Raw genomic sequence first — 12,226 nt, forward strand, 5'->3', positions numbered from 1 at the left:
CTATTTCTCCAGAGAGCGAAACATCTCGATGGCTCTCACCCGGGCAACGGCGTGATCCACCATGGGTGCCGGATAATCCTGTCGCCCCTTGAGCCGAAGCCAGTCGTGGGGCTGATGCACATAAGCGGCAGGAATATCGGCAAGTTCAGTTACCCAGGTACGGATAAACTCCCCTTGTGGATCAAATCGTTGCCCCTGAGTGGTGGGATTGAAGACCCGAAAATAGGGCGCCGCATCGGCGCCGGTACCCGCCGCCCACTGCCAGCCGCCGTTGTTGGCCGCCAGATCGCCATCGATGAGCCGACTCATGAAGTAATCCTCCCCGAGCCGCCAGTGGATATGGAGATCCTTGGTGAGAAAGCTCGCCACTATCATCCGCAGCCGGTTGTGCATCCAACCGGTGGCGTTGAGACAGCGCATCGCCGCATCGACGATGGGGTAGCCGGTTCGTCCCTCGCACCAGGCGGCGAAGGCGTCCGGATCCCAGCTCCACGGCAAGGCCGCCGTCTCGGGCTTGAAGGGACGATTCATGGAGAGGGTCGGGATCAGTACCAGCAGGTGGCGATAAAACTCACGCCAAATGAGCTCATTGAGCCAGACAAAGCCGGGCTGGGCCTTGGACTGGGGCCGATAGCCAAGCCGCTGCTGAAGCGCCGCCACACACTGACGAGGACTGATGATGCCCGCCGCCAGATAGGGGGAAAGCACAGAGGTGCCCGCGATGGCAGGAAAATCCCGGGTCTCCCCATAGTCGAGCACCGCCTGCTCCAAAAAAATGTTCAAACGGCGCAGAGCTTCTGCCTCCCCCACCGGCCAGCGGGGATCCGCCGTCAGCTCGCCGAGCGCCTCATCAACCCACGCCCGCTCAGCCAGCGGCTGCCAAGGCAAAGGCTCGCCACGCGGTGTCGGCGCCCGATGAATGACAAACCCCTCCTCGTCGAGTGCCTTGAGCCAGGCGCGGCTGAAAGGGGTGAAGACCTTGAACATCTCACCCGAGCCGGTCAGTACCCGCCCCGGCGGCAATACGCAGCAGCCGTTGAACCAGTGACAACTCACCGCCTGCTCTGCCAGTGCGGCGCTGACGGCGTGGTCGCGACGCTGCTCGTCGATCTCGATAGCCTGATTGGCGTAGAGCTGGGTCACACCCTGCTCGCGGCAGAGGTTTGCCAACACAGCGGGCACCTCGGCAAAAGTCTCCACTCGCAGCAGATGGAGCGGGATGCCAAGGGCCGCCAGCTCGCGGCCCAATTCATCTACCTGCGCCAACATAAAGCGCTGACGGATGGGGGCCATTTTGTGCTGCCGCCACTGGGTGGGGGAGATGATAAAGAGCGCGGCGACCGGTTCATCACCGGCGCAGGCATGCCGCAGCGCGGGGTTGTCAGCAAGGCGTAGATCGTGGCGAAACCAGACCAGCTTCATGACTTTTTCCTCCCGTGCCCGCTGGCACCAGCCGCAGCTGGTGTATCTGCCATCAGCTCGGCAAGGCTCGCCTGCCAGCCATAGGCTTTAAGCCACTCATCGTCGTAGAGGCGCCCCAGCTCGCCAAACAGGCGTGTGCCTGCGGGCCACCCGGCGGCCAGCTCCTGCTTGCCGAGCCCGGCCCCCAGCAGTACCAGCCAGGGGGTAACGGCACGCCCCTCCAGCAAGCTGGCATGGCGCGGCTCGACCGCCCCCAGCAGTTGCACCTCATAACCCTGACCGATCAACTCGTAGGCGGCCCAGACCAAATCGAGGGGGCCGACTTGCCCCCAGCTCGCCAGCGTGATCGGCACGCCCTTCTCCTGCTCGATCAGGTGGCGGGCGAAGCGGGTATGGAGCCAGCCCAGCCACACCTGTTGCAGCAGCTCGCCATCGGGCCGCTCGCGCCACAGCCCCAGCAGCCGTTCCACCAGCGGTTGCAGTATCCGGCTGCGCACCAGCTCGAACGGGTAGCTCGCCAGCAGATCGTTGAGTTCAGCCTCCGCCTTGCGCTGGTTGAAGGCGAGCAGCGCCTGACTGAACTGCTCCAGGGTTTGCTGCCAGTGATCGCTCACCGGCGCGGAATGGGGTTCGCTCAAGAGCCCCTTCACCTGCCCGATACTCACTCCCCGCTCCAGCCAGCTCAGGATCTCGCCGATTTGGCGGATATCCTGCTCGCTGTAGAGGCGGTGGCCCTTTTCGGTGCGGGCCGGTTGCACCAGACCGTAGCGGCGCTGCCAGGCGCGCAGGGTCACGGCGTTGACGCCGGTGAGACGGGAGACCTCGCGAATGGGGTAGATCCCCTCATCAGCCAGAGGAGCAACTTCTTGCGATAAATCAGACATGACAACGTCCATCAAACAGAGGGGTAAAGCCCCCCGGCGCAAACCATGCGCCGGGGCAACAGAACGGATTCAGAGCCCGTAACGCAGCTTGAGCGTATCGGGGTGCGGATTGAGATAAACCTGCTCGGCGAGGTAGGGATTGGGGTACTCGCGCAGGTAGTGGCGGATCAGGGTGAGCGGCACCAGCAAGGGGAATATGCCGGTGCGGTACTTGTCGATGGTATCGGCAAGCTCCTGCTTCTGGGCCGGGGTCAGCACCCGCTTGAAGTAGCCCTGCAGGTGCATCAGCACATTGGTGTGGCTGCGGCGGTTGGCTCGCAGGGTCAGCGCCGTCATCAATCCCTTGATGTAGTTGTCGGCCACCTCCTGCAAGTTGGCGGACTTGCCCAGATTGCCGAGCAGCTTGCCAAGCGCCCGGTAGTGGGTGGTGGCGTGGGAGAGCACCAGATACTTGTAACGGGAGTGGAAGCGGATCAGCGCAGAGGCAGTGATGCCGCGGGTGCAGAGCTGCTGCCAGTCGTGGTAGGCAAAGACCCGCAGCACGAAGTTCTCGCGCAGGATGGGGTCGCACAGGCGGCCATCCTCTTCAACCGGCAACAGGGGGTTGGCCTCCATCAGCGCTTTGGCAAAGAGGCCAATCCCCTCCTTGGCACTCCCCTCGTTGTTGGCGCCATAGACTTTGACCCGCTCCATACCGCAGCTGGGTGATTTGGCACAGAGGATATAACCGGAGATAAAGTCGAGCTGGCGAGCTTTCTGCTCGCTGAAGGCAATCAGCTTTTCGGTGACATCGAAGCTACCGTTGCTCGCCTCGGCGCGGATCTCGCCGTGACGCTTGACCAACCGGATGGCGGCACGGGGCGCCCCGAGACCGATAGCCATCTCGGGACAGACGGGGTGGTAGTCAAAGTGAGCGCCAAGATCCCGTTCACAGAAGCTGGAGCGCTTGTGGCCCCCATCGAAACGTACCTCTTGTCCCAGCAGGCAGGCACTGATACCGACTTTAATCTTGTACATGATAACGCTCCTTGTATAAGCATTGATTCAGTTATAGCAGTTATACAAAAAAATGGAAGCTGTATAACTATTTGCGACTGATACGACACAAGGAGAAAAAAGGGATCACCGGAAAAAGAAAAAACCCATGGCGAACGCCATGGGTAAAAATCAAGACACTACGGACTACTGGAAGGAGGATTAGAAGCTGTACTTCACACCCAGGCTGGAGATGGAACCTTTTTGCAGATCCCAGTTGCGATAGGTGTAATCGGCAGTCAGCGCCCAATTCTGGTTGAGCTTGTAGGCACCGCCCACCTTGAAGTCGTGCATATCGTCGGTCATGTTGGCGTAGCGGTAGGCAGTGGAGAGCTCGACATTGCCGATGTCGTAGCGCAGACCCACTTCACCGTACATGCTGCCGCTATCTTTGCGAGCAACAGCATCCCACCCTTTGTTAGCGATATCGCTGGCAAGTTCACGCTCCAGCATGTAGCCGGTCACACCGGTTTCACCGTAGAGGTTCAGACCCGTGCTCAGCGGGGTAAATACACCGACACCAATGCTGGAGATCGACATGCTGTCGTTGCCGTTGCTGCGAGAGGTGTATTCAGTGCTGCCGCGACCATAGAAATTGGAGCCGAAGCTCTTGGAGAGATCCAGGCTCAGACCGCCAAAATCACGGGTTCCTTTGCTGTCATTGCTGAAAGTACCGCTGAGATAGTCGGATTTGGTGTGCGCCCAGGTGGCGGAACCCTTGGCGTAGCTAAAGGCATCCTGCGCCATGACGGAAGTAGAGGCAAACCCGGCCAGAACCAGAAGAGAGACAGTTGCTTTTTTCATGATGATAACTCCATGTGATTGGGCCCGTTGCTAGCGAGCTGGTATGGAGTCATTGTGCGATCAGGTTCCCGGCTTGCCGAGCTGCAAGCTGTTGCAGAACCATGTCAGATGTAAGCAGATATTGCAGGGGGTGTCAGCGGCAACAAGTTGCCGGCCCAAGCGGTTTGCATGGGCCGGAACAACGCCAAATCAGCGGAAGACCACCTCGTCAATTTCGACCCGCACCAGCGGCTGACCGGTCAATCCGGCAGGACGGGGGATCTCGAGGGCCAGCGACGGACGGGCTTGCCCCTTGCGCAGATAGGTCTCCGGCAGACGATTCTCGGCAACCCAGAAGCGGGCCTCTTGACGGCTCAGCTGCACCCCGTCAGCACTGAACAGGGTCACCATGCCACGCACCCCGACTACATTGCGGGTGCCGGTATTGCTCACCATAAAGGTCAGCACCAGCGGGTCAGAACCTTCGATCTTGTCCAGCTTGACCACCACACCGTCACGCGCCATCTGGGCAAGCAGTTCCGGATTGGCCTTGGCCTGATCGGTCAGCACCGGAGCAGCGACGGCCACCACGGCCCCTGCCTTCCCTTCAGCAGCCACGCCCTGTACGGGTTCTGCCGGTTTGACCACCAGATACTCCCAGGTGAAGTCGTCGTTGAGCTGAACCTGCCGACCATCGGGCAGCGTCACCTGAGAAAGAGGGGCAGCCTGCGCCAATACGGGGGAGAGGCACAGGGCAATCAGCAGACGGGAGAAGGGTTTCATAGGGCGAAGCTCGGTAACGGGTGAAAGGGCGACAGTATAAACAGTCCCGTCGCCCCTTGCCTATGACAGCACTCACGTTCTGGTACCCGCATCGCTTGCCCGCAGGCTAGATGGCGAGATCGTGTCGCTCTTTCTGTGCCATATCCAGGGTCACCAGATCGAACTTGCTCCCCTTGAGGGCGGACAAAATATCCGATTGCATATCAAAGGCCTGCGCACGCTGATGCTCGGGCAGACGCACCCGGGCCAGGGTGGTGGAGCAGTCGCACAGGGTATGGAAAAAGACCTGTGCCTCGTCCAGCCCCATGTCGGCCAGCATCTGCTCTGCCTGATCCACCATTCGCAGATAACGCTGCTCAAGCTGCCGTGGATTGGTGAAGCGATTGCTGAGGCAACCGTTGCTCCCCTTGCCCCAACGACCGAGCTGACGCTTGTTGAAGCCGTAACGATAATCGCGGCGCATCAATCCGTTGTCGGCAAAGAACCAGATTGAGTTGGCAGGCAGAGACCCGAACTGGGCAAGATAATCATCACGCTCCTCCACCGCTGCCGGAACCAGCAACGGCAGATGAGTCCACTCCGGACGAGTCTGCACATACTCAGCAATGCGACGAACCGGGTCGATCAGCCCTTCAATATTTGGCAGGCGATCGCAAAAGACGATCTCGTCACTCTTGATGACCCAGTGATCGATGCCATAACGCTGGCAATAACGGCGGGCTCGGGCCACTTCACTGCGACTGCGGGTCGGATTATCGAGGGTAATTGCGTGGATTTTCACACCGGCAGCGCGGCACAGCTCGATGCTGTAGCAGGATTCCAACCGTCCCGAAAAAGAGACAACCAGCTCGTCAAAACTTGCCAGTCGCTCAATCAGCAGCTGTTCCCTGGCTTGAAAAGAGTGATCATATCCCTGATTCAGTACAACTACATTGGCACCCATTAAACAGCTCCGGATGATGAACAGGTGCAGTATTGTGCGGCAAACAAACTGAATAGACCCTTAAAGAGTCTGGTTAAAATTAAAACTTGATGATTATTTCCTGTGATTCTGCTGCTAAATCTTCATTTTGGGCGTCATAAATTCGTAATCTTGCTTGGTGAACCCGATGGGCTCGCAAGAAACCCTGCGCCTGATCCAGCGAGGTGAAAGTCAGGCGCCCTCCCTTGCTGTCGGTCAGGCAGAGGCACTCCCCTTCCGCCTCAACACAGAGCTGATAACCGCTGCCATCCTTGCAGGCGATGATCAGGGTCGCCTCGGGATAGTGACTGAGCCAATTGCGAAACCGGCCATGCTCCATAGTGCTCCTACAGGGGCATCACCCCTTGCCGGTGGCGGGCAAACAGCCCAGCTCACCCAGTTGCTGACGACAACTCGCCGCGTCGGTAAAGACGATCCCCCTGATACCGAGGGCCTCGGCGGCCACGATGTTGGCGGGACTGTCATCGATGAAGAGACACTCTGCCGGTTTCAGATCGAACGACACCAGCAGATAGCGGTAGATATCCGGCTCCGGCTTCATCATCCGCACCCGCGCCGAGACCACCTTGCCGCTGAAGAAGCGCCAGAAATCCTGATGCTGCTCCAGCCAGTCAATGCTGGCATGACCCATGTTGGAGAGGGCATACAGGGTGTGCCCCGCCCCGTGCAGCTCGGCTATCAGGGTTAGCATAGCGGGATCTGGCAGCAGGGAGGCCGGAACGGCCTGTAAAATGGCCAGATTCTGTGCCGCCGAGAGGCCGGTGCGCGCTTGTGCTTCCCGGGCCATGGTGTGGAGCGACATGGTGCCTCTGTCTACCTCCAGCCAGTCCGGGTGGTTAAAGAGCTGCTCGGCCAACTGTTCAGCCCCTTGCGGGCCACGCACGGAACGCACTATGCCTACCGGATCCCAGCTCACCACCACCCGTCCCAGATCGAAAATGATCGCCATCGTCTTTACCTCCCCCACTGGTTGTCAGTCATCAAAACAGAGTCAATAGAACATCGCTTATACGCCATTTTATTAACCGGATACCCTGCCCCCATCCCCGCCCGCGGGCAAGTTTTACTTGCATCAAACCGACAAATCCCTTAATGGTTATGACGTTACTTCAAGGACACACCTATGCACGCACCATTCTTCTTTGCTTTCTCGTTTATCCGGCCCGCTTGAGGGAAGGCCTGTCGTCGTGTGAACAGAAAGCAAAGACGAATCGAGCCTCCCCTAGCGGAGGCTTTTTTTTGCATTAATATCAATCGATTACTTGGATAGGGAACAATCATGGCAACGCTCGACGAGATCAGACAAGACATCACCCGGTTGGATCAGGAGCTGCTTGCCCTGCTGGCGAAACGCAAGACCCTCAGCATCGAGGTGGCCCGTGCCAAGCAAGCCAACCCGCGTCCCATCCGTGACCACCAGCGGGAGCAGGAGCTGCTGGTCGCCCTGATCCAGAAAGGGCGCGTGCTTGGGCTGGACGCCCAGTACATCACCCGCATCTATCACACCATCATCGAAGACTCAGTGCTCTCCCAGCAGGCCTATCTGCAGAGCCTGCTCAACCCGGAGCAGCAGGAGCCGATGACCAGCGTCGCCTATCTGGGGCCGCGCGGTTCCTACTCCAGCCTGGCCGCCCGCAAATATCTGGCGCGCTACAAGGATCAGGTGATCGAAGTAAACTGCCAGAACTTCCGTGAAGTACTGGATGCGGTGGAGTCGGGTCGCGCCGCTTTCGGCGTGCTGCCCATCGAAAACACCAGCTCGGGCTCCATCAACGAAGTCTATGACGTGATGCAGCACACCAGCCTCTCCATCGTCGGCGAGCTCACCTACCCCATCGAGCACTGCATTCTCACCGCCGTGCCGACCGAGCTTGGCCGCATCAAGACCTTCTATGCCCACCCGCAGGTCTTCCAGCAGTGCTCCCACTATCTGAGCAAATTGGAAGGGGCGCGCCACGAAATCTGCGACTCCTCCTCCAGTGCCATGATGAAGGTGAAAGAACTGGCCAGCCCGGAGGCCGCCGCCATCGGCAGCGCCGCCGGTGGCGAACTGTATGGTCTGGATGTGCTGGCCGAGCAGCTCGCCAACCAGAAAGAGAACTACAGCCGCTTTATCGTGGTGGCGCGCAAGCCCATCGACGTGGCGCCGCAGATCCCGGCCAAGACCACCCTCATCATGTCCACCTCCCAGAAGCCGGGTTCGCTGGTCGAGGCGCTGCTGGTACTGCGCAACCACGAGATCAACATGACCAAGCTCGAATCCCGTCCGGTGCAGGGCAACCCGTGGGAAGAGATGTTCTACCTCGACGTCTCCGCCAACCTGCAGACCCCGGCGATGCAGGCCGCACTGGTGGAGCTGACCAAGATCACCCGCTATATCAAGGTGCTTGGCTGCTACCCGAGCGAGGATGTGAAACCCACCGCAGTGCCGCCGGTGCTGATGGGGAGCTAACCAGCCCACAACGACAAAAGGCGAGCACCTGCTCGCCTTTTGTTTTGATGCCGATTTTCACGGCAAGCCCATCAACTCAGAACTGACCGGCCATCAGCTGGTTGATGCTGTAGAGGGCACGGGTATCGAGCTCCATCTCGGTGGCATAGGTATTGCCGCGCGGATAGGAGGCAACCACCCGGGCACCACGCACCACACCGGCGACCGACACATCCAGCGAGTTGGAGGTCTGGGTCAGATCACGATAGCTGCTCTGGCCGCGCACCTGCTGACCATTGAGCTGCTCGGCCAGCTCGCGATAAGCATCCATCTTGGAGGCACGAATGGCTTGCAGCATCTTCTCCGACTGGGAGGGCCCGGGCTGGATGTCGATCACCGCATAGCCCACCGCCTTGAGCACTGGAAAATCATCGGGCTTGCCACCCTGGGTGTAATCCACCACCCGGTTGTAGCTGCAACCGGTGAGCAAGAGCGCCAACAGGCAACCAAACAGGATCTTCATGACTCGCTCCTCACGGGGTCAGGTTGACCAGATGACCGCCCGGCCGGGCCTGACTGTCACGCATCAGATAACCGCGATTGATCGATGCCCGACCAAACGAATTGTTGGCACCGAACAGATATTTTTGCGGGATCAGGCTCTGGGCCGTGGTCTCCACCATCTTGGTGCGCATGTCGATAACGCGGGCATTGACCAGAATTCCCTTGCTGTTGCGGCTGAAGGTGCCGACCAGAATGCGGGAGATCGGCAAACGGGAAGAGAGCTCCTTGTAGTTTCGGCTCAGCACGAAGTCCCCCTGCGGCGTCACCTTGATGCTGCCGGTCAGCTTGAAGTCCACCACCACCTCGCCGCGGCGGTTGAGCTCGTAGATAAAGCTCTCCTCAATCTGCTGCCCCATCCAGTTGGTATCCTGCAGGGTATCGAGATCGACGAAAGAGGCCACCGCGATGGGCTCGGTCAGGGTGGTCAGCGATTTGCGCTCCATCAGCTGATCGGTCATGCGCGCCACCAGCCAGTTGAGCTCCATCCCCTGCGCCGCCTGGCGGGGGTCACCCTGATCCCGATTGATAGGGTCGGAGCCGCACCCGGTCAATGCCAGGGCAAGCGCCAACGCCGTGATGAGTTTGTTCATGGATACCTTTCCTGTATCTGCACCTGACTTATTATCGGACGCGCTGGACAAAGCTTGAGCCGGGAATGAGGCATGATTCTTGCTTTTTAATGGTCATCGTCATCGTCAGCGCCAACGTGCGCTGCCAATTGGAACGTGTTGTGATCCATGTCGGCCAGCAGGTGCCATTTCCTCAAAATGGCGCGGCTGCCCGCCAACTCAAGGTATCTGCTATGAAATTACCGCTGCTGTTGACCCTGCTGCTTGCCAGCCTGAGCGCCCGAGCCGAGCTTATCGAAGCGCAGGGCAGCGCCGCCATTCTGGGGGGCGATGAGGTCTATGCCCGCGAGCAGGCGACCCGCGACGCCCTGCGTCAGGCGCTGCTGGCCAGCGGCGCGGCCGTTTCCAGCGTGCAGCGTCTGGAAAATGGCAGCCTGCGATCCGAGCAGATCCAGATCCGCTCCGGCGGCGACATTCGCCAATATCGGCTCAAGCGGGAAGAGGTGCGCAACGGCCGCATGTATATCACGCTGGTGGCCGACATTCAGGCCGAGCGCCAGATCTGCCAGACCCAGCACTTCGCCAAGGATTTGACACTGGTGAGGCTGCGGATGCGCTATCCGGACCAAGCCAGCTACGGCGCCATGGACGACATGCCGGAAAACCTCTCGCGGCGGCTATTCGAAACTCTCGCCAATGCGCCGCAAGGGGTCGCGGTGCGCCAGTGGCTGGATGAAAACCTGCGCATCGATCCGCTCCATCTGCAACAGGGAGATCGCAGCGCCCTCGAGGAGATCAAGGCCCTCAGCCTGCGTACCGACAGCCAGTATCTGGTGCTCGGCAGCATCGACGATCTCTCCATCGAGCCGCAGGGCAACCAGCTGACCAGCTGGTATGAGGATCCCGTACGCAACTTTCGCATGCAGCTCTACCTGTTCGATGGCATCAACGGCAGTCTGGTCAACCGCAAGGTCTACGAAGGGCGCGCCACCTGGACCTTTGGCAAGCGGGAGCAAGTGGGCAGCAGCAGCGGCCAGTTCTGGCAGTCAAGTTATGGCCAGGAGGTCAACTACCAGTTGCAACAGGCGGCTCAGGATCTGGTAGCCCAGCTCACCTGTGCCCCGGTCACCGCAAGAGTGGTCGGCCAGAACGAACGCGGCCCCTACATCAATCTGGGACGGCGCAACGGTGTCAAGCTCGGCGACCAGTTCCGCATCCAGCACAACGCCGACTTTATCGACCCCTACGGCAAGTCCCGCATGATGCGCAACCCAGCCGACGGCCTGTTTGAGGTAGTACAGGTATTCGACGATGGCGCCATCATCAGCAGCCAGAACAAATATTCGCCGTTTAACATCCAGAATGGGGATTTGGCAGTATTGGAATAAGAATCAAGGGTTTAAAAGGGAGTTGCTTCTTGTATAATGCCCGCCACACAGCTCCCGTAGCTCAGCAGGATAGAGCGGTCCCCTCCTAAGGGACAGGCCACTGGTTCGACTCCAGTCGGGAGCGCCATATAAAACAAGGGGTTAGCACCATGATGGTGCTAACCCCTTGGTTGTTTTTGGCCTGGGGTACCACACGGGGTACCACAGCGCGCATTCCATAGCTAGAAACAAGAGGCGCAAACGAGTCTTATTTGAGTTGATTTCAGATATATATTATCTCCATGAACCTACCCAAGGGACTGCTCTGTGCAGTCCCTTTTTCATTGGAGTGTCCCGTCCTGAATATGGTTTACACCTTTCCCCCCAATAAATGGAGAACCCGATGGGACAAGGTGTGAAACGGACACAGCGCGATTACTCGCTGACTTTTAAACTGGCGCTGGTCGAGCAGATTGAAAAAGGCGAGCTCAGTTGCCAGCAAGCACAAGCCCGATATGGCATTCAGGGCAATTCGACCATTCTGGTATGGTTACGTAAACATGGTCGGCAAGATTGGAGCCAAGGGGCTTCTTTGCGCGCCGGCAGGAGCATCACCATGCCAGACCACGACAACCAGACGCCAGAACAGCGCATCAAGGAACTTGAGCAACAGCTGGCGCTGATGAGTCAGAAAGCCCAGTTCTTCGAAGCCGTCGTCGATGTACTGAAGAATGACTACGGCGTCTCCATCGTAAAAAAGCGACCCGGCAAGTCCTCTCGCAGCGGCAAGTCGAGAGGCTGACCATTGTCAGGGCTTGCCGATAAGCCGGCAGGCTTACTACAAGCGCAATCGGGTCGCCGACGAGCGCCATGCACAGGGATTGCAGGTGGTGCGCTTTGTGCGTCAGGTTCGATTGCGACAACCGCGGGTGGGCACTCGCAAGCTGCATTATCTGCTGCAGGGTCAGGATGATGGCGGGCTCAAAGTCGGGCGGGACAGGCTGTTTCGGATATTGGCCGAGCACCGCCTGCTGGTGCAGCCCAGACGGGCGTATCACAAGACCACCCACAGTTTTCACCGTTTCTACCGTCATCCCAACTTGTTCAAGGCGGGGCCAGAGCAGGTCACGCCGATGGCCCCGGAGCAGGTCTGGGTCGCAGATATCACCTATCTGCCCGCCAGGAGCGGGCCGCTGTACCTGAGCCTGGTGACGGATGCGTACTCACGCAAGATAGTGGGCCATCACGTGCACGAAGGAATGCATGCCGAGTCGGTTGCGATGGCGTTCAAGAAAGCGCTGAAGCAACGGCGTGGCGGCGGTGAACTTATCCATCACTCAGACCGCGGCGTGCAGTATTGCTCTGGGCTGTATCAGTCACTACATGAACGGTACGGGGTGAAATGT

12 protein-coding genes, 1 tRNA gene, 1 pseudogene and 1 other annotated feature are annotated in these 12,226 nt (G+C 59.2%); of the genes and pseudogenes, 4 read left to right on the top strand and 10 right to left on the bottom strand.

Features of this window, described 5'->3' with window-relative positions; genetic code table 11:
* From phrB to AACT07_RS19720, 8 genes are all read right to left on the bottom strand, one after another.
* Positions 1-1,422 carry a deoxyribodipyrimidine photo-lyase gene (phrB, locus tag AACT07_RS19685; RefSeq protein ID WP_069529642.1) on the bottom strand — a complete coding sequence of 474 codons (1,422 nt, stop codon included), beginning with the start codon at positions 1,420-1,422 and terminating at the stop codon, positions 1-3.
* Complete coding sequence (locus tag AACT07_RS19690; protein ID WP_069529645.1) at positions 1,419-2,306, bottom strand: MerR family transcriptional regulator; 888 nt, start codon at positions 2,304-2,306, stop codon at positions 1,419-1,421. Before AACT07_RS19690 ends, phrB begins: the two co-directional genes overlap by 4 nt.
* Before the next feature lie 69 nt (positions 2,307-2,375).
* Positions 2,376-3,323 carry a YbgA family protein gene (locus tag AACT07_RS19695; RefSeq protein ID WP_043819069.1) on the bottom strand — a complete coding sequence of 316 codons (948 nt, stop codon included), beginning with the start codon at positions 3,321-3,323 and terminating at the stop codon, positions 2,376-2,378.
* A 180-nt stretch (positions 3,324-3,503) separates the two neighbouring features.
* On the bottom strand, positions 3,504-4,145 hold the full coding sequence (locus AACT07_RS19700) for an autotransporter (RefSeq protein ID WP_042080712.1): 642 nt from the start codon (positions 4,143-4,145) through the stop codon (positions 3,504-3,506).
* A gap of 189 nt (positions 4,146-4,334) precedes the next feature.
* Entirely contained in the window at positions 4,335-4,907 is a 573-nt protein-coding gene (locus tag AACT07_RS19705) for a DUF3157 family protein (RefSeq protein ID WP_069529647.1), read from the bottom strand.
* 106 nt (positions 4,908-5,013) lie between these two features.
* Positions 5,014-5,850, bottom strand: coding sequence for a hypothetical protein (locus tag AACT07_RS19710; protein WP_069529649.1), 837 nt, complete (start codon positions 5,848-5,850; stop codon positions 5,014-5,016).
* A gap of 79 nt (positions 5,851-5,929) precedes the next feature.
* Positions 5,930-6,208 (bottom strand): DUF6482 family protein, encoded by a 279-nt coding sequence (locus tag AACT07_RS19715; protein ID WP_069529651.1) that lies wholly within the window; start codon positions 6,206-6,208, stop codon positions 5,930-5,932.
* Positions 6,209-6,226: 18 nt separating this feature from the next.
* Entirely contained in the window at positions 6,227-6,838 is a 612-nt protein-coding gene (locus tag AACT07_RS19720) for an HAD family hydrolase (protein ID WP_069529653.1), read from the bottom strand.
* Between the two features lie 170 nt (positions 6,839-7,008).
* Positions 7,009-7,130 (top strand) — a sequence feature (Phe leader region).
* Positions 7,131-7,168: 38 nt separating this feature from the next.
* Between AACT07_RS19720 and pheA the strand changes: the two genes are divergently transcribed.
* Positions 7,169-8,341 carry a prephenate dehydratase gene (gene pheA / locus AACT07_RS19725; RefSeq protein WP_069529655.1) on the top strand — a complete coding sequence of 391 codons (1,173 nt, stop codon included), beginning with the start codon at positions 7,169-7,171 and terminating at the stop codon, positions 8,339-8,341.
* A 76-nt stretch (positions 8,342-8,417) separates the two neighbouring features.
* Here the strand turns inward: pheA and AACT07_RS19730 are convergent, their stop codons facing one another.
* Both AACT07_RS19730 and AACT07_RS19735 read right to left on the bottom strand, forming a co-directional pair.
* A complete protein-coding gene (locus AACT07_RS19730; RefSeq protein WP_069529657.1) occupies positions 8,418-8,843 on the bottom strand; it encodes an LPP20 family lipoprotein in 426 nt (141 codons plus the stop codon).
* Between the two features lie 10 nt (positions 8,844-8,853).
* A complete protein-coding gene (locus AACT07_RS19735; RefSeq protein ID WP_005338718.1) occupies positions 8,854-9,474 on the bottom strand; it encodes a FlgO family outer membrane protein in 621 nt (206 codons plus the stop codon).
* 212 nt (positions 9,475-9,686) lie between these two features.
* Here AACT07_RS19735 and AACT07_RS19740 point away from each other — a divergent pair, with 212 nt between their 5' ends.
* The 3 genes and pseudogenes from AACT07_RS19740 to AACT07_RS19750 form a co-directional block, all read left to right on the top strand.
* Positions 9,687-10,841: a flagellar assembly protein FlgT gene (locus tag AACT07_RS19740; protein WP_019446850.1), complete on the top strand. Its 1,155-nt coding sequence runs from the start codon at positions 9,687-9,689 to the stop codon at positions 10,839-10,841.
* 50 nt (positions 10,842-10,891) lie between these two features.
* Positions 10,892-10,968: transfer RNA gene (locus AACT07_RS19745), tRNA-Arg, on the top strand.
* 255 nt (positions 10,969-11,223) lie between these two features.
* Positions 11,224-12,226, top strand: a pseudogene (locus AACT07_RS19750) (IS3 family transposase); the annotation flags it as partial.

It is taken from the genome of Aeromonas sp. ANP5, from assembly GCF_963870295.1.
Classification (GTDB): Bacteria; Pseudomonadota; Gammaproteobacteria; order Enterobacterales; family Aeromonadaceae; genus Aeromonas; species Aeromonas veronii.